Raw genomic sequence first — 24,488 nt, forward strand, 5'->3', positions numbered from 1 at the left:
GTCGCACTGGCCCTTCGCGTTCCTGCAAGCTAAGACAAACCCGAACGTCAGGTGGGATCGTCATGGCAAACCAGATCATACCCCAGCCGGGGATTATGGAGATCGAGCTGTATAAAAGCGGCGCGTCCAAGATCGAAGGGATCTCGGATGTGGTTAAACTGTCGTCCAATGAAAACCCCTATGGGGCGGGCGAAGCGGCACGGGACGCCTATGTGCGCGCGGGCCATGATCTGCATCGCTATCCCAACACCGACCACGCGTCGCTGCGACAGACGATCGGGGACCAGCATGGGCTGAACCCGGACCAGATTATCTGTGGTGTCGGGTCTGATGAAATCCTTAGCCTTCTGGCGCAGGCTTATGCCGGTCCGGGGGACGAGGTAATCTATACCGAACACGGGTTTTCCATGTACCCGATGTTCGCCAACATGGTCGGCGCGACGCCGGTCAAAGTGGCGGAACGTGATCGGGTCGTCGATGTGGACGCGATTCTTGACGCTGCGACCGACAAGACACGGCTGGTCTATCTGGCGAACCCCGCCAACCCGACCGGTACGATGATCGGCGGGAATGCGGTGGCCAAGCTGGCAGACGGCCTGCCCAAACAGTGCCTTCTGGTGCTGGACGGCGCTTATGCAGAGTATGTCGAAGGCTACGACGGTGGGGCGGCGCTGGTCGATAATGCATCCAATGTCGTGATGACGCGGACCTTTTCCAAGATCTACGGTCTTGGCGGTTTACGGATCGGCTGGGGATACGGCCCGGCCGAGATCATCGATGTGCTGAACCGTTTGCGCCAGCCGTTCAACCTGTCGAACACGCAGCTTGCCGTGGCCGAAGCCGCGATGCGCGATCAGGCGCATGTGGAGAAATCGCGCGACAACAACACGCGCCTGCGTGCGTGGATGGCCGAAGCCTTGGCCGAACATGGTGTGCCGTCGGACACGTCCTGCGCGAACTTCATTCTAGCGCGGTTCGCTGACGCGGAAGAAGCGCAGGCGGCGGATGCCTACCTGAAATCTCAGGGTCTGATCGTGCGTCAGACCGGCGGTTATGGTCTGCCCCAAGGGCTGCGGATTACGGTCGGGGACGAAAGCTCTTGTCGCCGGGTGGCCCATGCGATCGGACAGTTCAAAGGCGGCGCGCGATGAGCGTGATCTACAACCGCGTCGCGCTGATCGGGTTGGGCCTGATCGCGTCGTCGATGTTCTGGGCAATCAAGCGGGCTGGCGTTGCGAACGAAGTGACCGGATATGCCCGGTCCGAAGCGACGCGGGACACGGCGCGCCGGATCGGTCTGTGTGACGCCGTCTACGACAGCGCGGCCGAGGCGGTTGAAGGCGCGGACCTTGTGGTGCTTTGCGTGCCGGTAGGTGCTATGGCACAGGTCGCCAAAGACATCGCCCCGGTCCTCAAGCGTGGGGCCACGGTGTCTGATGTCGGGTCGGTCAAAGGCGCGGTGATCGACGCTGTCGCGCCGCATTTGCCCGAGGGCGTGCATTTCGTTCCGGCCCACCCGATGGCGGGCACGGAACATTCCGGCCCCGAGTCGGGTTTTGCCGAGCTTTTCGACAACCGCTGGTGCCTGATCGTACCCCATGGCGCCGATGACACCGCGACCGCGCAGCTAGAAGCGTTCTGGCAGGCACTTGGGGCCAACACCGAACGTATGGACGTGGCGCATCATGACCAGGTCTGCGCCGTGGTCAGCCACATTCCTCACCTGATCGCCTATACGATGGTGGGTGTCGCAGACGACCTGAACCGCGTGTCGGATCAAGAGGTCATCAAATTTTCGGCCGCGGGTTTCCGGGATTTCACCCGGATCGCAGCGTCCGATCCGACGATGTGGCGCGATGTTTTTCTGAATAACAAGGACGCCACCTTGGAAATTCTTGGCCGCTTCACCGAAGAACTGTTTGCTCTGCAACGCGCGATCCGGACGGGCGAAGGCGACCAGATGTTCGATTACTTCACCCGGACCCGCGCAATTCGTCGCGGCATCATCGAAGCGGGGCAGGATACGGACGCGCCAAACTTTGGCCGCGCTAACGCAAAGTCATGATGCGCGCGGCAACGATCCTGATCGTTGCCATCTGGGCCGGGGCGGTCTGGGCAGAGCCTCCGCAAACTTCTCTGCGACCTGTGTTGCGCGGTGGTGCGCTTAGCGTCGATGCTGCCAGTCCTCGTGATCCCGGTGCCACCACGACGGTGGGTGTTCCGCAAGAGGCGAAACCCAAAAAGAAATTCCGGCTGTTCGGCGCGCTGCGCCCGAAAGAGCGTAGCCCACAGGTCGAAGAGCAGGGGCGCAAGCAACAAGCCGCGCGGCGCAAGGGCGCGGTCTGTGGTGATCTTGATATCCAAGGAACAGCGGTCGGCGTCGTGGGTGGCCCCGGAGGCTGTGGTATCGATCAGGCCGTGCGGGTCAGTTCGGTATCGACGGTGACGCTTAGCACCCATGCGGTAATGGATTGTACGACTGCCAAATCGCTGAAAACATGGATTGATCGCGGTATGAAGCCCGCCGTTGGCCGTCGCGGCGGGGGCGTGTCGCAAATCCGTGTGGTGGCCCATTACGCCTGCCGGACGCGCAACAATCAGGCGGGGGCGAAACTGTCCGAACATGCGAAAGGTCGGGCCATTGATATCGCTGGGTTCACGCTGCGCGATGGCTCCAAAATCTCGGTGCTGGAAGGCTGGGGGACGCAACGGGACGGCGCGGTCCTGCGGCGCATGCATTCCACCGCCTGCGGCCCTTTCGGCACGGTTCTGGGCCCTGACGCGAACCGGTTTCATCGTGATCATTTCCATTTCGACACCGCGCGGTATCGATCCGGCAGCTACTGCCGTTAACGCAGCCTCAGCGGGGGGACGGGGCCTAGCGGGATGAACCCGAGCATGGCCTGACCATTCCTCAGCGTGATTTCGGCATCCAACTTGTCGGGATTGCCCGAAGATTGCGCCGCCATCCCCAAGACGCCCATTACCATTTTGGCCGCGTTTTCCGGTAGCGCGCCAGACTGCTGTGCGATGGCGACCATGTCCTGCCAGTTTGTCGCCTGCACCGCCAGCGTGCCCGACGCAAAGCCCAGTTCATCCATCGTCAGATCGCCCGTCGCGCGGATCTCCATCACGCCCCATTTTGCCCATAGGTTCGTCAGGTCGATCTGCTGCGGCTGCGGGCGCGCGGTTTCCAAGGCGCTGCGATCCCACGGTTTGTCGAAGGTGACGGTGGCGTCCAGTTGCGCGGTTTCCATCCGGTCGGGCAGGGCGGTATCGCCCAGCAGATCGCGCAGCATCGTGACCGGGGGGGTCAGGCCGGTCGCCTCGATCCCATATCGGTAGGTCGTGTCGCCGGTGCGCTGCGTGGCTAGGTTCAGCTGATCCAAGGCGCCGGTATCCGAACCGGAGAGTTGTAGGTTCGTCCCTTCCATTTGCGCCTGTTCCAGCACCAGCGCCGTGCCCGCCTGAAGGCGTAGCGACGCGCGCAATTGGTCGCTGGTCAGCGTGAACTTTTCCTCGGGCGTGGCGATCTGCAATTCGTGAGGGGCTACAGCGATCACGTGGTTGGGACGATAGGACAACGCGAGGATCTGGAAGATCGGCAGGTCCAGTGCGATGCCCGTCGCCGGGTCGGCGACGCTTAGGTCCCGCCAAGTTGCGTCAAAGCGGTTGGGAAAGCCGCGCACGCCGAAATCGCTGTAGTCGGCAACCCAGCCGTCGGCACGGCGTTGATCGAACCAGCTGGTCAAGGCGCTGCGCGTTCCTGATGCGCCGACGAACCAATAGGCAGACCAAAGCCCCGCGGCCACAAGAATGACGATCAACAGACGTTTCATCAGCGGCCTCTCTTGCTGCGCGGATGTTGTCGTTATAGGCCAAGGCGCGGAAAGGACCAGTGCAATGGCAGTTTGGGTATTTGGTTACGGATCGTTGATCTGGAACCCGGAATTCACTCCGGCAGATCGGGGTTTGGCGACCCTTCACGGCTATGCCCGGTCGTTCTGCATGACCTCGATCCACCATCGTGGCAGCCCGGAAGAGCCGGGGCTGGTTCTTGCGCTGGACGCGGCAGAGGGCGCGCAGTGTCGCGGCGTGGCTTTCCAGATCCCGCGGTCTGACGAGGCGTCGATTTTGGCCGCGTTGCGGGAACGGGAACTCGTCTCCTCGGCCTACCGGGAAGAGGTGCTGCCGGTTGCGTTGGACGATGGCCGCACGGTGCAGGCGCTGGCCTACGTCGTGGACCGCAGCCATCCGCAATACACCGGGTCGCTGACGCTGGAAGATCAGGCGCAGATCATTGCGCGGTGTCATGGTGGCAAGGGTCCAAACCGTGATTACCTGTGGCAGACCGCAGAGCATCTGACGCAGCTTGGGATTGGCGATGCGGACCTGAATCACTTATCGGTCAGAGTACGAGATATAGTGGATAATGGCTTGGCTTAACGCTGGATACCGCTTACGCTGACGCGAAATATTAACGTGTCAGGACCTGTCCCTATGGTACAGCCGGACCGCGAGGCCGAGCCGCAGTTTTCCCAACCCGTGCGACAGATCATCATGATGCTGATCGCACTGGGTCTAGCTGCGACTGCAGGTGTCTTTGCCGCGCCTTCCGTATTGCCGATTTTCGAGGCGAACCCCTATCTTAACGGTCTGATCTTTCTGGTCTTTCTGATCGGTGTCATCGCCTGTTTCTGGCAGGTGGCGCAATTGGTGTCCTCTGTCCGGTGGATTGAAGCCTTCGCGCGCGGCACGGTCGACGATGACGGGGTCCGCGCGCCGCAATTGCTGGCGCCCTTGGCAACGTTGTTGCGGTCGCGGAACAAACGGATGCAATTGTCGTCCAGCTCTACCGCGTCGATCCTCGACTCTGTCGCGACGCGCGTGGACGAGGCGCGGGAAATCACGCGGTATCTGGTTAATCTGCTGATATTTTTGGGCCTTTTGGGCACCTTCTATGGTCTGGCAACGACGGTGCCTGCCGTGGTCGACACAATCCGCAGCCTTGCGCCGCAAGAAGGCGAGGCCGCGACGGATGTCTTCAATCGCCTGATGCAGGGGCTTGAAGCGCAGCTGGGCGGAATGGGCGTCGCCTTCGGGTCGTCCCTCTTGGGCCTGACGGGGTCGCTGATCGTCGGCTTGCTAGAGCTGTTCGCAGGCCACGGTCAGAACCGGTTCTACCGTGAGCTTGAAGAATGGCTGTCGTCGATAACGCGCATTGGTCTGACTGCGGGCGAGGGCGAAGGCAGTGCCGATACGCATGCGATCTCTGCCCTGATTGAAACGATGCATGAACAGACCGACGCGCTTCAGCATATGTTCACCCAGTCAGAGCTGGGCCGGAACATGGCAGATGAACGGGTGGCCCATCTGGCGGATACGGTCGAACGTCTGCTGCACCGGTCAAGTGATCAGGGCCCGTTGAACGAAACGCTGCGCCGTGTGGCGGACGGTCAGGATGCGCTGGTGCGTCATCTGGAAAAGGCGGGCACCGGGGACGGGCTGGACGCAGAAAGCCGGATGCGTCTGCGGTCAATCGACGTGCAGATGCTGCGGATTTTGGAAGAGATTTCGGCGGGCCGCGAAGAAACAATGGCCGAACTGCGTGCCGATATCGCCGGGCTGGGGCGCACCTTGGCGGCGCAACGTGTCGCGCCCGCCAAACAGCCGCGCCCGCTGGCGGCGCAACCCGGTGTCACAAGGAAACCCCGGACCGAGGAGGGCTGATCCATGGCCCTGTCGCGGCGGTCCGGCAACCGGTTTCAAGGGGCCATCTGGCCCGGCTACGTGGACGCGGTCACCGGTCTTCTGATGGTGCTGACTTTTGTGCTGACGATCTTCATGGTCGTTCAGTTCGTGCTGCGCGAAACCATCAGCGGGCAAGAAAGCGAATTGGATCAACTGACCTCTGAGGTGTCGCAGCTTAGCCGCGCCTTGGGCTTGGAACGCGACCGCTCTGCCCGGCTAGAGGCGAACCTTGGCCAGACCACGCAATCCTTGGAACAGGCGCAGGACGATCTGGCCACGCAATCTGCACTGATCGCGTCCCTGACACAGCAGCGGGCCGAACAAGACCGTGCGCTGGAACAGGCGCGCGCCGATATCACGAGCTTTGAGTCTCAGGTGGCCAGCCTTCTGGCGCAGCGCGACGCCGCGCGGGCCTCGGTCACTCAACTAACGGCTGAGCGGGACAATGCGCAGGCGACGGTGGCCGATCTGACGGCCCAACGCGATGACGTTCAGGCCAGTCTGGCGGATGTCACGGCAGAACGTGATGCGCTGCAAAGTGACCGGGACGATCTGATCAGCGCGCGGGATGCCCTGCAATTGGCACTGGCCCAAGCCCGGGCGGAAGTTGACGCAGAGGCTGAGGCCGCCCGCCTTGCCGCGGCCCGCCGCGAAGCGCTTCAGGCACTGATCGAAGATATGCGCCGCCGCGCGGCAGAAGGCGACGCGGAGCTTGGAGCGCTAAGTGATCGGGTTGCCGCCCTTCAGGATCAGGCGGACGCGGCAGAGGCCACACAGGGCACCCTGCGTGACCGTATCGCTGACCTGCAAACCGAATTGAGCGAAGAGGAACAGGCCCGGATTGCCGAGGCTGCAGCGGCAGAGGCCCTGCGGGAGCGTTTGAAATCCGCTGATGCGGAACTGACGGCCATGACGCTGGCCTTGGAAGAAGAACGTCGCCGCGCCGAAGAAACTTTGACCTTGATGGCCGCAGCAGAAGCCGCGCAGAAAAATCAACTGGCCACGCTGCAGGCTCAGTTGGAGGCCGCGCAAAGCACCGATGCGTCGGTCGCGGATTTGCAGCAGCGGCTGGCTGCGGCCTTGGCGGCGAAGCTGACGGCAGAGGAATTGGCGCAGGCCGAGCTATCGAAGGCACAGGAACGTGCGCTGCTGTTGCAACAGGCCAATCAGGCGTTGGAGGCCGAGCGCGAGGTCTCAGCCAACGCGGCCCGCCGTACCACGCTGTTGAACCGTCAGGTGGCCGAGTTGCGTACACAGCTTAGTGGACTGCAGGCCCTGCTCGACGATTACAAAGAACGTGACGCGGCCAATCAGGTGCAGATCCAGTCGCTTGGGACCGACCTCAATCAGGCGCTGGCGCAGAAGGCCGCCGAAGAACGGCGCCGGCGTCAGCTGGAAGAGGCGGAGCGGCTGCGGCTTGAGGCAGAGCGCGACCAGTTGGAACGCTATAAGTCCGAATTCTTTGGCCAGCTTCGGGATGTCTTTGCCGGTCAGGACGGCGTGCAGATTGTCGGCGACCGCTTCGTATTCTCGTCCGAGGTTCTGTTCGATCCGGGCAGCGCCGACCTGTCACCCGAGGGGCGGAGCCAGATCACCGGTATCGCCGCGACGTTGCGATCGCTGACGGACCAAATCCCCGATGGCATCGATTGGATGCTGCGCGTTGATGGTCATACCGACGATGTGCCGCTGTCGGGGCAGGGAGAGTTTAAGAACAACTGGGAACTTAGCCAGGGTCGGGCGCTGTCGGTCGTTCTCTACATGGTGAATTTCCTTGGCTTCCCTGCGGATCGCCTGTCGGCCAACGGGTTTGGGGAGTACCAGCCGATCGCCGAAGGATCGTCCCCCGAAGCCCGCGCCGCCAACCGCCGGATCGAATTGAAGTTCACCGAACGCTAAGGGCGCGCCACTGCTGACGCGCCCCTTAAATTCGACTTCGTCGGTGGCTTAGCTGGCGGATACCTTCTCGGGTTTGGCCATCCATTCCTTGCCGCGCAGCATTGCTTTCCAATAAACCGGCGGTAGGATTTTCTCTTTCAACAGCCAGGCTGCCCGCGTCGGTTTGGTGCCGTCCAGCAACGCCTTCGGGAAGGACGGCAGCAGCGTTCCGCCATACCCGAATTCCGCCAGCACGATCTTGCCGCGTTCGACCGTCAGCGGGCAAGAGCCGTAGCCGTTGTACTGAGCCACTGGCGACCGACCGTCGATGTCGGCGATGACGTTGTCGGCCACGACGGGGGCCTGCATACGCGCGGCTGCGGCGGTTTTGGCGTTGGGGGCGTTCATCACGTCACCAAGCGACCAGATATTATCGTGCGTCTTGTGGCGCAGCGTGGATTGATCGACGTCGACCCAGCCCGTCGCATCCGCCAAGGGCGACACGCGGATGAAATCAGGGGCGACCTGCGGCGGGCAGACGTGGATCATGTCGAAGTCTACCGTCACTTCGGTGACGTTGGTGTCGGGTTTGGAGACCGTGAAGGTCGCCTTTTTCTCCGGGCCATCGATAGACTTCAGATTGTGGAAAAAGTTCAGCGTGGCGTCGTATTTCTTGATGTATTGCTCAAGCGCGGGGACGTAATCCTTGACCCCAAACAGCACGCCGCCTGCGTTCATGAAATGGATGTCGATGTCTTTGAGCGTGCCGTTGCGATGCCAAGCGTCACCCGACAGGTACATGGCCTTCTGCGGTGCGCCCGCGCATTTGATCGGCATGGGCGGCTGGGTAAAGATCGCCTTGCCCTCTTTCAGGCCATGGACCAGTTCCCACGTATAGGGCGCCAGATCATAGCGATAGTTCGAGGTCACCCCGTTGCGCCCTAGCGTATCGACCAGACCGTCGACCTTGTTCCAATCCAGCTTGAGCCCCGGACAAACGATCAGGCGGTCGTATTTCACCACCCGACAGCCATCCAGAACCACGGCGTTGTCCTTGGGTTCGAACGCGGCGACGGCCGATTTGATCCAGTGGACGTCCTTGGGGATCAGACTGCCCATGGTTTTCGCAGTGTCCTCGGCGTCGAAAATACCACCGCCCACCATAGTCCAGCCGGGCTGGTAGTAATGCACATCGGCCGGATCGATCAGCGCGATGTTCAGATCGGATTTGCGGGATTTCAGGCTGGCGGCAACGGCAATCCCCGCGGCCCCCGCGCCGACGATCACCACGTCGAAATGCGCGTCGCCGGTGTCGGTGGGCGTCTTGCCGCCGTTAACGATACGCCGAACCACGCCGGCCATGTCGTAGCCCGCGGCCTTGGTCCGGGCGAGGATGTCAGAGGTCGTCATGACCTTGGCCTGGCTAAGGGACCACAACGTGGCAGAGCGGGTCCCGGTGCGGCAATAGGCCAGAACCGGACCGGGCAGGCTGTCAAGCGCAAGGCCAAAGGTGGTCGCGTCTTCGTCTGTTACCTTGCCCGACGTGATGGGCTGGTAATAGGTGACCAACCCAAGGGCTTCGGCTTTAGCGTCGATTTCTTCGAATGTGGGCTGATCGGCCCCTTCGCCGTCAGGTCGGTTGCAGATCACGGCGCGGAACCCTGCGTCCTTGATCGCCTGAAGATCGTCAGCGCTGATCTGGGGAGAGACTGACAACGTCTCGGTGATCGTCTTGATTTCCATATATCCCAAGGCCGAAGAGGCCTCCTCCAATACGTACACTTAAGTATGCACATATCAGAATGTGAATATAACTTCAGTAAGAATCTTCCTGACAGACCGCGACGCAGGCGCGCAGGTCAGCGCAGGGGAATTTCGACCGTTTTCTGGGAAACGATGCGGCCTTTCCGCTCTAACGTGACGATGCCAGTGTATGTGCCAGCGGGCAGTGGGGATTTTAGGCGTTTGCCGCCGGCGCGGAAGAACTGCGCCTGATCCTTTTTCACCTGCTGGCGGGTCTGGAACACACGGCCCTGAGGGCCGGTGATCTCCAACTCCATCACGTCGGCCTGCTGGCCGCCGTAGGCAAAGCCCCAAAGGACAATGGCTTGGGCGTCAGAGCTTAGCGCGTCGATACCCGCCGTGCCGGCCTTGATCGTGTCGTAACTGGGCACCTGATCGGCAAACCCCGCGCTGACGATCCCTCCGGGTTCATAGGCGATGTCGTCAATCCACATGGTGCGCGCCTCACCACTTCGGCAGGTGTCGGCGCGGGCGTCAGGCGTGAAGGGATCGACCGGCTGGCCGTTGTGGCGGACCGAGATATGGAGGTGCGGGAATTGCGTGCGCCCGGAAAGGCCAATCTGGCCCAACACTGTCCCGGCCTCGATCACCTGACCGCTGCGGACACGGACCGAGCCCTGCTTCATGTGGCAGTACTGCGTTTCCCAGCCGTCGTCGTGTTGCAGGACCAGCCCGTTGCCACAGTCACGCCCGTCGATCCGGGCGTCTTCGGCGCGGGTGTAGGCTTTGTCGATCATGCCGTCCCGCACACCCCGAACAACGCCTTTCGCGGCGGCCAGAACGTCGACGCCCCGGTCCATCGCGGCCAAAGACGGAAGCGCAAAATCGGTACCCTTATGGGTGTCGTAGCTTAGACCAGAGCAGGTGAAATCCCGCGATCCGGGTCCAGCGTCACGGTCCATGTAGTTCTGGATATAGCAGGTGTCGCCCAGATCGCAGTCGACCGGCATCGCAAGGCGTGGTTCAGCCTGTGCCGGGGCTGTCAGGCATAGAAAAAGGGCGGGGATGCCCCCCGCCCTTGTCCAAAAGTTTACCATCAGTCCGCGGTCAGCAGCGGGGGCTTGTTCCCCGACAGGCGCGGCTTGTCCGGCCCGTCGATCCGCAGATCGATCTTGCCGTCCTTGACGCCAACCTTGACCACACCGCCCTTGGACAGCGACCCGAAGAGCAATTCTTCGGCCAGCGGCTTCTTGATGTTTTCCTGGATCACGCGGCCCAGAGGACGCGCGCCCATCTTGTCGTCGTAGCCTTTGTCGGCCAGCCATTCGGCGGCAGGCTTGGTCAGTTCGATCGTCACGTTGCGATCCAGCAGCTGTGCTTCGAGCTGCAGGACGAACTTTTCGACCACCTGCATGATCACCGACTTCGGCAGCGGCGCGAAGGAAATCACGGCGTCCAGACGGTTGCGGAATTCAGGCGTGAAGGTCCGTTCGATCGCGGCGGTATCTTCGCCCTCACGACGGTCCCGCCCGAACCCGATGGCCGCCTTGGCCTGTTCCGTGGCACCAGCGTTCGAGGTCATGATCAGGATCACGTTGCGGAAGCTGACGGTCCGACCGTTGTGGTCTGTCAGCTGACCGTTATCCATGACCTGCAGCAGGATGTTGTAGACATCCGGGTGGGCCTTTTCCATTTCGTCCAGAAGCAGGACGCAATGGGGGTTCTGATCGACGCCGTCGGTCAGCAGGCCACCCTGATCAAAGCCGACATAGCCCGGAGGGGCACCGATCAGGCGCGATACGGCGTGTTTCTCCATGTACTCCGACATGTCGAAGCGCAGCAGTTCCACGCCGAGCGTGTCGGCCAATTGCTTGGCGACCTCGGTTTTCCCGACGCCCGTAGGCCCGGCGAACAGGTAGTTGCCGATGGGCTTTTCGGGTTCGCGCAGACCGGCCCGTGCCAGTTTGATGGCCGAAGACAGCGCCTCGATCGCATTGTCCTGACCAAAGACCACACGTTTGAGCGACTTTTCGAGATCCTTGAGAACCTCTGCATCGTCCTTGGTGACGTTCTTCGGGGGGATGCGCGCGATCTTGGCCACCACGGCCTCGATCTCTTTGGTGCCGATGGTCTTGCGACGCTTGGATTCCGCGACCAGATGCTGCGCGGCCCCGGCTTCATCGATCACGTCGATGGCCTTGTCCGGCAGCTTGCGATCGTTGATGTAGCGTGCCGAAAGCTCCACCGCCGTTTTGATCGCGTCGGCGGTATAGCGGATCTGGTGGTGATCTTCGAAATAAGGCTTGAGGCCCTGAAGGATCTTCACTGCGTCATCCACGGAAGGTTCGTTCACGTCGATCTTCTGGAACCGGCGGCTAAGCGCGCGGTCCTTTTCAAAATGCTGACGGAACTCCTTGTAAGTGGTCGAACCCATGCAGCGCAGTTTGCCACCCTGAAGCGCGGGCTTCAGCAGGTTCGACGCATCCATCGCGCCACCCGAGGTCGCGCCCGCACCGATTACGGTGTGGATTTCGTCGATGAACAGAACCGCGTCTTCGTGGTCTTCCAGTTCCGTCATGACGGCTTTCAGGCGCTCTTCGAAATCACCGCGATAGCGGGTCCCTGCCAGCAGCGCGCCCATGTCGAGCGAGTAGATCGTGGTGTTCGCCAGAACAGAGGGCGTTTCGCCAGAGACGATCTTGCGGGCCAGACCTTCGGCGATGGCGGTTTTACCCACGCCCGGATCCCCCACCAGAAGCGGGTTGTTCTTGCGGCGGCGGCACAGCACCTGAATGCAGCGCTCAACCTCGTGCGCGCGGCCGATCAGCGGATCGACGTCGCCCTCACGCGATTTGGCGTTCAGGTCCACGCAATACTTGGCCAGCGCGGATTCCTTGCCATCCGCCTCTTCGGCCTTCACGGCCTGGGCGATGGCTTCTTCTTCGTCGTCCGATCCGGTCACCGGACGGCTTTCGCCAAACGCCGGATCCTTCGCCACACCATGTGCAATAAAGTTCACGGCGTCGTAGCGGGTCATATCCTGTTCTTGCAGGAAGTAGGCGGCGTTGCTTTCGCGTTCTGCAAAGATCGCGACCAACACGTTGGCGCCGGTCACTTCGGTCCGACCCGAAGATTGGACGTGGATCGCCGCGCGCTGGATCACGCGCTGGAAGGCAGCCGTGGGCACGGCTTCGGACCCGTCCACATCGGTGACAAGGTTCGACAGGTCATCTTCCACGAATTCCAGTACCGTCTTGCGGAGGTCTTCGATATCGACCGAGCAGGCCATCATCACGCGGGCTGCGTCGGGTTCATCGATCAGCGCCAGAAGCAGATGTTCCAGCGTTGCAAATTCATGGCGCCGCGCATTGGCCAGGGCCAGGGCAGCGTGGATTGCCTGTTCGAGCGTATTCGAGAATGAGGGCACTCGCATGCTCCTTTATGATCTGGGGTGGAGCGCGGGGACAGGCCCCGGTCTCAACCATGGCCTCATAGAATTAAAGTTTGGTCTATACGGGGCTTTCTTCAAGGGTTTTCTTCTGCGTACGCATCACTTTTATCTGCTTGACAGCTTTTCGGCCCGAGTTTGCGGCGTTTCAGAAGTTGTCTTTGCGCATCCGGACGGCGGCAAAGACCTCTTCTACAGGGGCATCGGGCAGATCAACGGCAGCAGCAACTGCAGCTACGTGACAGCGCAGAAAGGGGTTCGTCGCCAGCTCTTCGGCAAGGCTGACGGGGACGGTCGGTTTGCCCGCATCGCGCAAAGACTTCACTTTTTCGGCACGGGCCTGAAGATCCGGATTATCCGGCTCAATGCTCAGCGCGAATTTCATGTTGCCTAACGTATATTCGTGCCCCGAATAGATCATCGTTTCGGGCGGCAGTGCGGCCAGCTTTTGCATGGTGGCGTGCATCATCTCCATCGTGCCTTCGAACACGCGACCACAGCCCCAAGCCATCAGGCTGTCCGCCGTGAAAATCACACCCGCATTGGGGAAGTGAAATGCCATATGCCCCAGCGTGTGGCCGGGTACGTCCAGCGGCACCGTGTAGGCGTCACCGTTGCCGCCGTTCATGCCTTCGGTCAGGGCCATATCCAGCGGGGGCATCTTATCCTCTTCCGCCTTGGGGCCCATGACCTTCAGGCCGGGAAACGCCTCGCGCAGTTCGGCGGTGCCTTCGGTGTGGTCGGGGTGGTGATGCGTGATCATCAGAACGCCGGGGGTCCAGCCTTTGTCTTTGGCGGCGGCGATGATAGGCGCGGCTTCGGGTGCGTCGATGATGCAGACCCCGTCGTCACCTTTGACCAGATAAGCGTAGTTGTCGGACCGGCAGGGAACCGTGACGATGTCGAGGGGCATGGCAAAACCTTTTCGCGTTGCTATTGTCGGTCTATCGAAACCCATCAACGGGCGACTTGCAATGCATCTGGACGTGCAGGACCTGCGCAACTTCTACTATCGCTCGACCTTGGGTCGCGCGGCGCAGACCCACGTGCGGGCCGAGTTGCGCAATATGTGGCCCGAGGCGCAGGGGTTGACGGTTGCAGGCTTCGGCTTTGCCGCGCCGCTGCTGCGTCCGTATCTGGCTGACGCCAAACGGGTGATCGGGTTGATGCCGGGGCCGCAGGGCGTGATGCCCTGGCCGCAGGGGATGCCCAATATCTCGGTCCTGTGTGACGAAACCCGCTGGCCGATCGAGACAGGTCATGTGGATCGCTTGGTGCTGTTGCACGGGCTTGAGACCTCGGAAAACCCTTCGGACGTGCTGGAGGAGAGCTTTCGCGTGCTGGGGCCGGGGGGCAAGGCCGTTTTCATCGTGCCGCACAGGTCCGGCCTGTGGTCACGATCCGACCGTACGCCGTTCGGGTACGGGCGGCCCTATTCCCAAAGCCAGCTTGAAGCGCAGTTGAAACGCCATTCGTTCTTGCCGGAACGCCATGCGCATACACTTTACCAGCCGCCATCGCACCGCAGGTTCTGGCGCAAGACGGGACCGTTCTGGGAAAAACTGGGGGCAAGCTTTTCGGTGGTCCTGTCCGGCGGCGTCCTGATGGTCGAAGCGACCAAGCGGGTGCATTCGCCAAGCGGCCCGGGTGAACGGGTGCGGAAACGGTCGGGGCTGAAAGTGCTGGAGGGTCTTGCCGGGCCAGCGGCAGAGCCGGCCCGGAAGGTATAACGTTAGACGACCGGAACAGGGTCCACGACGACCGGCGGGATCGGCGGCAGCACGACTGGCGGTTCCAGCGGTTTGGCGACCAGCAGGATGCTATCAGCGTCGAAGCTATCGATGCCGCTAAGCTTGAGCGTGCGCACGACGTCTGGCGCGGTCGCATCCACTGTGTTCGACAGCGTGATGATCAGGTTCACAGCCGTTTCGCCCGGCGGATTTGCCGTGGTGATCGAGCTGAGGTCGTAGTCGCCAGAAGGCAGTTCCACGACAAGCGTGTCTTCGGCCGGATCGAAATCCGTGATCTCACCCACATCGAATGCGGATGGCATCAACTTGGACATATAATCGGCTTCGGCCGTGGACCCTGCTTCGGGCGCTTCGCCATCGATAAAGCTGACGTTGGCCGAGAAGATGGAATCGTCCAGCGTAAAGGTATCTTTGCCTGCACCGCCGGTGGCGACCACGCGCGCGTCCGTTTCGGGGTTTTCGATAACGCCCAGTTCGGCATCGACCGACAGTGCCCGGGTCATGGTGATCGAGTCATCGCCCGAGTCCCCTGTGACCGTGCCCGAAGTATCCGTGGTCAGGCTGTCGGTGCCCTGACCGCCCTCGGCCCAGCCGCCCTGACCCAACCGGGCCACGTCTTCGCCCAGACCACCATAGAATTTGTCGGCCGCAATCGCGACAGCGGCTTCGTAGGTGTCGTCACCGGATTCGCCATAGTAATCGGCGTGTCCGTATCCCATGAATTCGTCATTGCCCGCACCGCCATAGCCGGTGCCGCGACCTGCGCCATAGTAATTGCCGTTGTCGTTGAAGGTGTCGTTTCCGACGCCGCCATAAGCAGTGGAATTCGCGCCGATGGTGAAGTCGTCGTTGCCGGAGTCACCGTACCCTTCGGCTTGGTCGTACAAGACGAAGGTATCATCGCCCAACTGACCACGGGCCAAGGAATTGCCCAGCACGTTCAGGACATCATCACCCGATCCGCCGACGATCGTCGACTCGTCGGACGCGGTCATCGTGTCTTCGCCTACGCCACCCCAGCCGCGTGCGCTGTCACGCACGACGATGGTGTCGTCACCCAACGATCCGCCCGCCTTGGCAAAGTTCGCCGCAGTTAGGGTGTCATCGCCAGACCCACCGGTGATTTCGGCATAGCGGTTGGCGAACATCGTATCTTCGCCGCCGCCGCCGTAGGCCTTGGACTGGTTGTAGGCGCTGATGATATCGTCGCCCGGGCCACCGTCGCCGATGCCTGCGTTGCGCACGATCATCGTATCTTCGCCAGAGTTGCCGAACCCTTTGGAGATGTCGTTGACAGTGATGTTGTCGTCGCCAGAGCCGCCTTCGGCCCGGGTGTAGCCGCCGACCTCTAGCGTGTCGTTGCCGCCAAGGCCGCTGATGATGCCACGGCCATCATGTTCGAACGTGTCGGGGCCAGCGGTGCCTTCCCAGAACAGAGGGTCTTCGGGCTGTGGCGGATTTGGGTCGTCGCCGGACTCTTCTAAGATCGGGCTATCGTCGCCCAGACCGGACCCCAGCAATGATGCCAATAGAATAAGAAATAAAAATCCCATGCTCGCCCCCCAGCTTGCATAAATTGAGGTGCACCCAATGGTGTCCTTTAGGATAGTATTACGTAGCGCGAGGGGCCGGGCTAGGGCCATTCTGCGGGGAAACGAACTGTTTCCGCCACAATTTGCCCCTGAAACTCAACACTTTATCCGGTGGGGCAGGGGAATATGGCAAAAATTAGAACTGACATCACAGGCCGTGACCAAGGCTTTGTGGTGCGAAATGACGCAGTCGCGAAATGTTAGCGTATGCTGTTTGCGGTAACTGGCCGCGTGAACTGCGCGCCCATCATTTGGCAACAGGTGCCGGAAACGTGAAAAAGATAAAGGAATCGGAAACCTTTAGCCCTTTCCCAAGGGGCAGGGCGCGGGTCGTAATATGCCCGGCGACCCATCCGCAGCCCCCTGAATAGCCTGTTTTTTCATCGGCTTCAGAAGGTGCCGTATAGCGGGTTGCTAGGTCCGAAGGGCTCTGCTAAACCCACGCCGATTTTACCGCTCAGGCCTCGGCCCGGGCTTAACGCCCCCTGCCTCCGCAAACCTTGCGCAGAACGGGGCCAAGATATCGGAAGGGTGGACGTGTCCGAACCAGCTTCGATCTCCTCCGGCATCGCGCAACGCTATGCCACCGCGATTTTCGAAATTGCCCGCGATAATAATGAGCTTTCCCAGCTCGAAACCGGTGTCTCTGATTTGAGTGCCGCCCTTGATGACAGCGCAGACCTTCGCGACCTGATCTCCTCTCCGGTGTATTCCCGTGAGGCGCAGGGCAAAGCGGTTGCCGCGCTGGCTGACAAGATGCAGCTGCCGGTCGTGCTTAAGAACACTCTGGGCCTGATGGCCGAGAAGCGTCGCCTTTTCGTTCTGCCCCAGCTGGTCGATCAACTGACCGCGCTGATCGCCGAACACAAAGGTGAAGTCACTGCAGAAGTCGTCAGCGCGAAAGCCCTGACCAAGACGCAGGAAACCAAACTGGCCAAAGTTCTTTCGGCTCAGGTTGGGAAAGATGTGAAACTGAATACTTCCGTTGATGAAACGCTCATCGGCGGTCTTATCGTAAAGGTGGGTTCGAAAATGATCGACACGTCGGTCAAATCGAAACTCGCTTCTCTCCAGAATGTCATGAAAGAGGTCGGATAATGGGAATCCAAGCAGCCGAAATCTCTGCAATCCTCAAGGAGCAGATTTCGAACTTCGGTCAGGAAGCCGAAGTTGCAGAAGTGGGCCGTGTGCTCAGCGTCGGTGACGGGATTGCCCGTGTGCACGGGCTGGACAGCGTGCAGGCCGGTGAAATGGTCGAATTCCCTGGTGGTATCCAGGGTATGGCGCTGAACCTCGAAGCCGACAACGTCGGCGTCGTGATCTTCGGTTCCGACCGCGATATTAAAGAAGGCGACACCGTTAAGCGTACGAACTCCATCGTGGACGTTCCCGCTGGTGAAGCACTGCTGGGCCGCGTCGTTGACGGTCTGGGCAACCCGCTGGACGGCAAGGGCCCGATCGAAGCGAAAGAGCGCCGCATCGCCGACGTCAAAGCGCCGGGCATCATCCCGCGTAAATCGGTTCATGAACCGATGGCGACCGGCCTGAAAGCCATCGACGCCATGATCCCGATTGGCCGTGGCCAGCGTGAACTTATCATTGGCGACCGTCAGACGGGTAAAACCGCTGTGGCGCTCGACTCGATCCTGAACCAGAAGTCCTACAACGACGCAGCTGGCGACGACGAGTCGAAGAAGCTGTATTGTGTGTACGTCGCTGTCGGTCAGAAGCGTTCGACCGTGGCGCAGCTGGTGAAGAAGCTGGAAGAAACCGGCGCGATCGAATACTCGATCGTCGTGGCCGCAACCGCGTCCGACCCGGCACCGATGCAGTTCCTGGCACCCTATGCCGCGACCGCAATGGCCGAATATTTCCGCGACAACGGCAAGCACGCGCTGATCATCTATGATGACCTGTCCAAGCAGGCTGTTGCGTATCGTCAGATGTCCCTGCTGCTGCGTCGCCCGCCGGGCCGTGAAGCATACCCGGGTGACGTTTTCTACCTCCACTCGCGCCTGCTGGAACGTTCGGCCAAGCTGAACGAAGACTTCGGCTCCGGCTCTCTGACGGCTCTGCCCGTCATTGAAACCCAGGGTGGCGACGTGTCCGCGTTTATTCCGACCAACGTGATCTCGATCACCGACGGTCAGATCTTCTTGGAAACGGAACTGTTCTACCAAGGTATCCGCCCGGCCGTGAACACCGGTCTGTCGGTGTCTCGTGTGGGTTCGTCCGCTCAGACGTCTGCAATGTCGTCCGTGGCTGGCCCGGTGAAACTGTCGCTGGCGCAGTACCGCGAAATGGCAGCGTTCGCTCAGTTCGGTTCTGACCTCGACGCCTCGACCCAGCGTCTGCTGGCCCGTGGTGCGCGTCTGACCGAGCTGATGAAGCAGCCGCAGTACGCACCGCTGACCAACGCTGAAATCGTGACGGTGATCTTTGCCGGTACGAACGGCTTCCTCGACAAACTGGATGTGTCCGAAGTGGCCCGCTTTGAAGCGGACCTGCTGAAGTACATGCGGAACGAGAAAAAAGACGTTCTGGACTGGATCACCAACGAAGATCCGAAAATCAAAGGCGACGCTGCTGACAAGTTGAAGGCCGCAATCGAAGACTTCGCCAAAGACTTCGCCTAAGGGGGAACGCTTATGCCTTCTCTGAAGGACCTAAAGATCAGGATCGAGTCGATCAAATCGACTCGTAAGATCACCAAGGCCATGCAGATGGTGGCCGCCGCAAAACTGCGGCGGGCACAGGAAGCTGCCGAAAACGCACGCCCTTACGCAGAACGGTTCAACGCCGTTCTGGGTCAGCTGGCTGCGTCTGTCGGTGGGTCTGACTCTGCGCCCTTGCTGCTGCGCGGCACGGGCAAAGATGATGTGCATCTGCTGGTCGTCATGACGGCCGAACGCGGTCTTTGCGGCGGCTTCAACACGAACATCGTCAAACTGGCCAAACAGAAGATCCAAAGCCTGAAGGCTGAGGGCAAGACGGTCAAAATCCTGACGGTCGGCAAAAAAGGCCGCGAACAGCTGAAGCGTGACTACGCTGATCTGCTTGTCGGTCATGTCGACCTGAGCGAAGTCAAACGCATTGGCTATGGCAATGCACAAGACATCGCGAAGGACCTGCTGAACCGTTTCGACGAAGGCGAGTTCGACGTCGCAACGATCTTCTTCGCAGAGTTCGAAAACGTCGTGACCCAGAAGCCGACTGCACAGCAGATCATCCCTGCGTCTTTCGAGGCGGCAGAGGATGCGGACGAAGGCACGCAGTACGACTACGAGCCTGACGAAGAAACCATTCTGGCCGACCTGCTGCCCCGCGGCGTGGCGACCCAGATCTTTGCAGCTCTGCTGGAAAATGGCGCGTCCGAACAGGGTGCCCGGATGTCGGCGATGGATAACGCGACGCGTAACGCAGGTGACATGATCGACAAGCTGACGATCGAGTTCAACCGGTCGCGTCAGGCCGTCATCACCAACGAACTGATTGAAATTATCTCGGGCGCGGAAGCGCTTTAACGGAACCGGAGACGAAACATGGCAAACGCAAAAGGCAAAGTGACCCAGGTCATCGGCGCCGTTGTGGACGTGCAGTTCGACGATCACCTGCCGGCGATCTTGAACGCACTGACCACCGACAACAACGGCACGAAACTGGTTCTTGAAGTGGCACAGCACCTCGGTGAAAACACCGTGCGTACCATCGCAATGAACGCAACCGAAGGTCTGGTTCGCGGTCAGGAAGTGACCGACACCGACGGCCCGATCTCGGTTCCCGTTGGCACCGCAACGCTTGGCCGCATCCTGAACGTGATCGGTGAGCCGGTTGACGAAAAAGGCCCGGTCGACGCGGATGAGCATCGCCCGATCCACGCACCGGCCCCCGATTTCGCCGATCAGGCGACCGAGGCAGAGGTGCTGGTGACCGGCATCAAGGTGATCGACCTGCTGGCTCCTTACTCCAAGGGCGGTAAAATTGGTCTCTTCGGCGGTGCCGGCGTGGGCAAGACCGTTCTTATTCAGGAACTCATCAACAACATCGCAAAGGTGCACTCGGGTCTGTCCGTGTTCGCCGGTGTGGGTGAGCGGACCCGTGAAGGGAACGACCTGTATCACGAAATGATCGAATCCGGCGTTCTGACGCCCGACAACCTGCCCGACTCCAAAATCGCGCTGGTCTTTGGTCAGATGAACGAACCGCCGGGAGCACGTGCACGTGTGGCTCTGACCGGTCTGACGCTGGCGGAACAGTTCCGCGACGCCACCGGTACCGACGTTCTGTTCTTCGTCGACAACATCTTCCGCTTCACTCAGGCAGGTTCGGAAATGTCCGCTCTGCTGGGCCGTATTCCTTCGGCCGTGGGCTACCAGCCGACGCTGGCCACCGACATGGGTGCGATGCAGGAACGAATTACCTCGACCAAGAACGGCTCGATCACCTCGATCCAGGCTGTGTACGTTCCCGCGGACGACCTTACCGACCCGGCACCTGCAACGACCTTTGCGCACCTTGACGCAACGACCGTTCTTAACCGTGCCATTTCGGAACTGGGTATCTACCCGGCTGTGGACCCGCTCGACTCTACCTCGCGTCTGATGGACCCGCAGGTGATCGGCGAAGAACACTACCAGGTTGCCCGTGACGTTCAGGGTATCCTTCAGCGCTACAAGTCGCTGCAGGACATCATCGCCATCCTCGGGATGGACGAACTGTCGGAAGAGGATAAGCTGACCGTTGCGCGTGCGCGTAAAATCCAGCGTTTCCTGTCCCAGCCGTTCGACGTTGCGAAGGTGTTCACCGGCTCTGACGGTGTTCAGGTTCCGCTGGAAGACACGATCGCATCCTTCAAAGCAGTTGTGGCCGGCGAATACGACCACCTGCCCGAAGCGGCCTTCTACATGGTTGGCGGCATCGACGAAGTGAAAGCCAAGGCCGAGCGTCTGGCGGCGGAAGCAGCGTAAGGGTCTGACAGATGGCAGATACCCTCAACTTCAGCCTCGTGTCCCCGGAACGGAGCCTTGCCTCCGGTACCGCGGCACAGGTGCAGATCCCCGGCGCGGATGGTGATCTGACAGCGATGGCAGGTCACGCCCCGCTGATCACCACGCTGCGTCCCGGCGTTCTGCACGTGTCGGGCCCTGACGGTGATGACGACTATGTCGTCACCGGCGGCTTCGCCGAGATTTCGGCCGAGGGCGTCACCGTTCTCGCCGAACGCGCGCTGCATCAGAAGGAAATGACCCAGGACGTTTACAACGATTGGGTCAAGGAAGCGAAAGAAGCGCATGCCAACGCGTCGGGTGACGCAGCGGATAGCGCGGCCAAGCTTCTGGCGGACATGGTTGCCGTGGGCGGCCACATTGGGCTGGACCCGAACCAAGCCAACCTCTGATCAGTTCCGATCGATTTCAAAAGGCCCCGAGCACTGCTTGGGGCCTTTTTCGTTCGCCTGACGGCGAATGCCGCTGGCAGAAGTATTTTGAACCAGAAAAAGCAGCGTCGCGCGCCCCTGTTCTTCTGGTCGGCAAATACCCTCGGGGGTTTGGGGGCAGAGCCCCCATCCCTGCGGATTGTCTCTGTCGCCCGGATATTTCCTTAATCTACGCCCGATTGTTGCCGGAATTGTTGCGTTAACCTTTTCAGGTCAACACAGGGCGACAGTGATGGAAAAGCTGAACAACAACCGGATAGGCGTAGATCAGGGCGATTCCGTTCTGTTTTCCGATTTTCAGCATGGCGGACAGATGTGGACGGGCGACGGACACCGTGAACGCCGCCAGAGGGTTATTTTCTCTGAACGGTTCAACCGTCGTCCTGTCGTGCATTGTTCCCTGTCGATGTGGGACGTCGACAATTCCGCCAACGTGCGCGCGGACGTAACCGCCGATTGCATTGATGACGAAGGCTTTGACATCGTGTTCCGCACGTGGGGCGATACACGGATCGCACGGGCGCGGGTCGGTTGGATGGCGATCGGCGAATTGCGTGATCCCGAAGACTGGGACGTCTGAGCCACCGCTTGCACCCTTGGCGCTCCGCGCGTAATTAGCGCGGGACACGCAAGTTCCGGGGGGCCTCATGGGCTTTAAGATGGGTATCGTGGGGCTGCCGAACGTCGGCAAATCCACTCTCTTCAACGCACTGACCAAGACGGCTGCCGCTCAGGCCGCCAACTTTCCGTTCTGTACGATCGAACCGAACGTCGGCGAAGTGGCCGTACCGGACGCGCGGCTGGACAAGCTGGCCGCCATCGCCGGATCGAAAGAGATCATCCCAACCCGCATGACGTTTGTGGATATCGCCGGTCTGGTGAAAGGCGCGTCCAAGGGCGAAGGTCTGGGCAACCAGTTTCTGGCCAACATCCGCGAAGTGGATGCCATCGCCCATGTGCTGCGCTGTTTCGAAGATGGCGACGTCACCCATGTCGAAGGCCGCGTAGACCCTGTCTCTGACGCCGAAACGATCGAGATGGAGCTGATGCTGGCCGATCTGGAAAGCATCGAGAAGCGCCGCGCCAATCTGGTGCGCAAGCTGAAGGGGAACGACAAGGAAGCCCTGCAGCAGGATCGCCTTCTGGCCGCCGCGCAAGAGGCGCTGGAAGCCGGCAAACCCGCCCGTGTCGTCGAGGTGGACGCCGAAGACGCCAAGGCGTGGAAGATGCTGCAACTGTTGTCTACGAAGCCCGTGCTATACGTGTGCAACGTGGCCGAGGATGAGAGCGCCTCGGGCAATGCGCATTCGACCGCTGTCGCCGAAATGGCCGCCGCACAGGGCAATTCCCACGTCATCATCAGCGCCAAGATCGAAGAAGAGATTAGCCAGCTGGATGCGGACGAGGCCGAGATGTTCTTGGACGAGATGGGGCTGGAAGAGCCGGGTCTGGATCGCTTGATCCGGGCCGGGTACGAGCTGCTGCATCTGGAAACCTATTTCACCGTCGGCCCGAAAGAAGCACGGGCCTGGACGATCCGTCATGGCACCGCCGCGCCTCAGGCTGCGGGTGTGATCCACGGGGACTTCGAAAAGGGGTTCATCCGGGCCGAAACCGTCGCCTACGACGATTTCATCACGCACAATGGTGAAGCGGGCGCGCGAGATGCTGGTAAGCTGCGTGCGGAAGGTAAGGCGTATGTCGTCAAGGACGGCGACGTCCTGCATTTCCTGTTCAACGCCTGACGCAACGCCCGGGCGGTCAGTAGCCTAACAGCTTGATCATATCGGTCAGGCGATAGGTCTTGCCGCCCAGATTCAGCGTGTAGGTGTCGCGGATCGTCTCACGCTCAGGCTCTGCCAAAGCGCCCAGATCTGCCGCCGCACGATGCGAGGCGCTGTGGACCGATGCATCATCAAAATGTGGGATGGCCACGTCTTCGGGCACGGAAAAGGCTGTGCGGAACTGGGCCTCGTCCGACATCAGCGTTTCCATCTTCTGCGGGCTGGCCCCCATGCCGAGCGCGATGAAATTAAAGCTCAGCACATGGTGGCAAGCGAAGAAGAAGAGGCAGTTCGGCAGGTTGGCCTGAATTTTTCTTTGCGTCAGTTCTCCTAGGGATTGCTGAAGAACCTGCTGGAAATGCCCAGCCTGACCATTCAGCACAGATCGGGCGATCCATGCATAGCAGCTTTCGATCTGGGCCAGGGGTTCCCGCACCAGCAACCAGTAATCGACCCCCGCCGCGTCACAGGCGGGTTTCAACAACTGCGGAGAGATCAGCGTGTGAACGGCCACAGGCGTGCGCCCTGCAGCCTCTGCGGCCACCATGCTGGCGACGAAGTCTTCAGGTGACTGAGGCGGGTGACCGACCGGGTGTTTCAGCTCAAAATGCTGCGATCCATGAGAGACTTCGTAGTCCGGCAGCTCTCCCAATATTTCGGTGATGCTGTGCGTGGCCGCGAAGCCAATGGATTCCGCTACGATCATATTGTCTTTGCCCCTTATTGTATTGCCCGGGTCCGATACTGGCGGGTCGGCGGACAGATATACAGGGCTTTCTGGTATAATTTTCGTTCGATGCCTGCGTTGCCGGGTCGAAGCCGCGTTTCGCGTAAATCCAGCGTGTCGCGCATAAAAGCCCTTGTTCCCCAAGGCCCCCTTCTCTAAACGGGTCGGCGGAGACGTGGCCGAGTGGTCGAAGGCGCTCCCCTGCTAAGGGAGTAGGCGGGAAACCGTCTCGAGGGTTCGAATCCCTTCGTCTCCGCCACTATGCTTTTAAAAACAACTATTTGAAGTTGTTTTTGGGGCTTACCCACCATCCTTCCAGCCAATAAGAGGCGCGATTGATTGCGATTTTTTGCAACAGCCATTTCAGCCGCATCAGT

General features: G+C 60.7%; 21 protein-coding genes and 1 tRNA gene. 15 read left to right on the forward strand and 7 right to left on the reverse strand.

Features of this window, described 5'->3' with window-relative positions:
- Nucleotides 1–62 precede the first annotated feature (62 nt).
- Genes hisC through ACI3GR_RS12215 form a run of 3 tightly spaced genes read left to right on the forward strand, consistent with a single transcriptional unit; the run spans nt 63 to nt 2,853 of the window.
- Nucleotides 63–1,151 carry a histidinol-phosphate transaminase gene (hisC, locus tag ACI3GR_RS12205; RefSeq protein WP_407494840.1) on the forward strand — a complete coding sequence of 363 codons (1,089 nt, stop codon included), beginning with the start codon at nt 63–65 and terminating at the stop codon, nt 1,149–1,151.
- A complete protein-coding gene (locus ACI3GR_RS12210; protein ID WP_407494842.1) occupies nt 1,148–2,065 on the forward strand; it encodes a prephenate/arogenate dehydrogenase family protein in 918 nt (305 codons plus the stop codon). Before hisC ends, ACI3GR_RS12210 begins: the two co-directional genes overlap by 4 nt.
- Nucleotides 2,062–2,853: an extensin-like domain-containing protein gene (locus ACI3GR_RS12215; protein ID WP_407494843.1), complete on the forward strand. Its 792-nt coding sequence runs from the start codon at nt 2,062–2,064 to the stop codon at nt 2,851–2,853. Before ACI3GR_RS12210 ends, ACI3GR_RS12215 begins: the two co-directional genes overlap by 4 nt.
- Here ACI3GR_RS12215 and ACI3GR_RS12220 read toward each other — a convergent pair.
- On the reverse strand, nt 2,850–3,839 hold the full coding sequence (locus tag ACI3GR_RS12220) for a DUF2125 domain-containing protein (RefSeq protein WP_407494844.1): 990 nt from the start codon (nt 3,837–3,839) through the stop codon (nt 2,850–2,852). The two genes, ACI3GR_RS12215 and ACI3GR_RS12220, sit on opposite strands and share 4 nt — an antisense overlap.
- A gap of 64 nt (nt 3,840–3,903) precedes the next feature.
- On the opposite strand from ACI3GR_RS12220, the gene ACI3GR_RS12225 reads away from it, so the two are divergent.
- From ACI3GR_RS12225 to ACI3GR_RS12235, 3 genes are read left to right on the forward strand one after another with little or no spacing between them, the layout of a single operon-like run.
- Complete coding sequence (locus ACI3GR_RS12225; RefSeq protein ID WP_407494846.1) at nt 3,904–4,446, forward strand: gamma-glutamylcyclotransferase; 543 nt, start codon at nt 3,904–3,906, stop codon at nt 4,444–4,446.
- A 54-nt stretch (nt 4,447–4,500) separates the two neighbouring features.
- A complete protein-coding gene (locus tag ACI3GR_RS12230) occupies nt 4,501–5,730 on the forward strand; it encodes a biopolymer transporter ExbB (protein WP_407494847.1) in 1,230 nt (409 codons plus the stop codon).
- Nucleotides 5,731–5,733: 3 nt separating this feature from the next.
- The gene (locus ACI3GR_RS12235) at nt 5,734–7,650 is read left to right on the forward strand and encodes a peptidoglycan -binding protein (protein WP_407494848.1); all 1,917 of its coding nucleotides are present in this window, start codon (nt 5,734–5,736) and stop codon (nt 7,648–7,650) included.
- A 48-nt stretch (nt 7,651–7,698) separates the two neighbouring features.
- Here ACI3GR_RS12235 and ACI3GR_RS12240 read toward each other — a convergent pair whose 3' ends face one another.
- The 4 genes from ACI3GR_RS12240 to gloB all read right to left on the reverse strand — a co-directional run bounded on the left by ACI3GR_RS12240 (nt 7,699) and on the right by gloB (nt 13,733).
- On the reverse strand, nt 7,699–9,372 hold the full coding sequence (locus ACI3GR_RS12240; protein WP_407494914.1) for a bifunctional protein tyrosine phosphatase family protein/NAD(P)/FAD-dependent oxidoreductase: 1,674 nt from the start codon (nt 9,370–9,372) through the stop codon (nt 7,699–7,701).
- Nucleotides 9,373–9,488: 116 nt separating this feature from the next.
- Nucleotides 9,489–10,382 (reverse strand): M23 family metallopeptidase, encoded by an 894-nt coding sequence (locus ACI3GR_RS12245; protein ID WP_407494849.1) that lies wholly within the window; start codon nt 10,380–10,382, stop codon nt 9,489–9,491.
- 86 nt (nt 10,383–10,468) lie between these two features.
- Nucleotides 10,469–12,799: an ATP-dependent Clp protease ATP-binding subunit ClpA gene (clpA, locus tag ACI3GR_RS12250; protein ID WP_407494850.1), complete on the reverse strand. Its 2,331-nt coding sequence runs from the start codon at nt 12,797–12,799 to the stop codon at nt 10,469–10,471.
- A gap of 169 nt (nt 12,800–12,968) precedes the next feature.
- The gene (gene gloB, locus ACI3GR_RS12255; RefSeq protein WP_407494851.1) at nt 12,969–13,733 is read right to left on the reverse strand and encodes a hydroxyacylglutathione hydrolase; all 765 of its coding nucleotides are present in this window, start codon (nt 13,731–13,733) and stop codon (nt 12,969–12,971) included.
- 61 nt (nt 13,734–13,794) lie between these two features.
- On the opposite strand from gloB, the gene ACI3GR_RS12260 reads away from it, so the two are divergent.
- Nucleotides 13,795–14,550, forward strand: coding sequence for a class I SAM-dependent methyltransferase (locus ACI3GR_RS12260; RefSeq protein ID WP_407494916.1), 756 nt, complete (start codon nt 13,795–13,797; stop codon nt 14,548–14,550).
- 2 nt (nt 14,551–14,552) lie between these two features.
- Here the strand turns inward: ACI3GR_RS12260 and ACI3GR_RS12265 are convergent, their stop codons facing one another.
- Nucleotides 14,553–16,124 carry a hypothetical protein gene (locus ACI3GR_RS12265; protein WP_407494853.1) on the reverse strand — a complete coding sequence of 524 codons (1,572 nt, stop codon included), beginning with the start codon at nt 16,122–16,124 and terminating at the stop codon, nt 14,553–14,555.
- A 570-nt stretch (nt 16,125–16,694) separates the two neighbouring features.
- Here ACI3GR_RS12265 and ACI3GR_RS12270 point away from each other — a divergent pair.
- From ACI3GR_RS12270 to ychF, 7 genes are all read left to right on the forward strand, one after another.
- The gene (locus ACI3GR_RS12270) at nt 16,695–17,261 is read left to right on the forward strand and encodes a F0F1 ATP synthase subunit delta (protein ID WP_407494854.1); all 567 of its coding nucleotides are present in this window, start codon (nt 16,695–16,697) and stop codon (nt 17,259–17,261) included.
- Nucleotides 17,261–18,799 carry a F0F1 ATP synthase subunit alpha gene (gene atpA / locus ACI3GR_RS12275; protein ID WP_407494855.1) on the forward strand — a complete coding sequence of 513 codons (1,539 nt, stop codon included), beginning with the start codon at nt 17,261–17,263 and terminating at the stop codon, nt 18,797–18,799. The genes ACI3GR_RS12270 and atpA overlap by 1 nt, the downstream gene beginning before the upstream one ends.
- A gap of 12 nt (nt 18,800–18,811) precedes the next feature.
- Nucleotides 18,812–19,687 (forward strand): F0F1 ATP synthase subunit gamma, encoded by an 876-nt coding sequence (locus tag ACI3GR_RS12280; protein ID WP_407494857.1) that lies wholly within the window; start codon nt 18,812–18,814, stop codon nt 19,685–19,687.
- Between the two features lie 18 nt (nt 19,688–19,705).
- A complete protein-coding gene (gene atpD / locus ACI3GR_RS12285) occupies nt 19,706–21,130 on the forward strand; it encodes a F0F1 ATP synthase subunit beta (RefSeq protein WP_407494859.1) in 1,425 nt (474 codons plus the stop codon).
- Between the two features lie 11 nt (nt 21,131–21,141).
- Nucleotides 21,142–21,561, forward strand: a complete 420-nt coding sequence (locus tag ACI3GR_RS12290) for a F0F1 ATP synthase subunit epsilon (RefSeq protein ID WP_407494860.1) — start codon at nt 21,142–21,144, stop codon at nt 21,559–21,561.
- Nucleotides 21,562–21,832: 271 nt separating this feature from the next.
- Nucleotides 21,833–22,180 (forward strand): H-type lectin domain-containing protein, encoded by a 348-nt coding sequence (locus ACI3GR_RS12295; protein ID WP_407494861.1) that lies wholly within the window; start codon nt 21,833–21,835, stop codon nt 22,178–22,180.
- Nucleotides 22,181–22,247: 67 nt separating this feature from the next.
- Nucleotides 22,248–23,345 carry a redox-regulated ATPase YchF gene (gene ychF / locus ACI3GR_RS12300; protein WP_407494862.1) on the forward strand — a complete coding sequence of 366 codons (1,098 nt, stop codon included), beginning with the start codon at nt 22,248–22,250 and terminating at the stop codon, nt 23,343–23,345.
- Nucleotides 23,346–23,361: 16 nt separating this feature from the next.
- Here ychF and ACI3GR_RS12305 read toward each other — a convergent pair whose 3' ends face one another.
- Nucleotides 23,362–24,090: a hypothetical protein gene (locus ACI3GR_RS12305; protein WP_407494864.1), complete on the reverse strand. Its 729-nt coding sequence runs from the start codon at nt 24,088–24,090 to the stop codon at nt 23,362–23,364.
- Between the two features lie 190 nt (nt 24,091–24,280).
- Here ACI3GR_RS12305 and ACI3GR_RS12310 point away from each other — a divergent pair.
- Nucleotides 24,281–24,370 (forward strand) — tRNA-Ser (locus tag ACI3GR_RS12310).
- Nucleotides 24,371–24,488: the final 118 nt, after the last annotated feature.

The sequence above is a fragment of the Pseudooceanicola aestuariicola genome (assembly GCF_045763785.1).
Taxonomy (GTDB): domain Bacteria; phylum Pseudomonadota; class Alphaproteobacteria; order Rhodobacterales; family Rhodobacteraceae; genus Pseudooceanicola.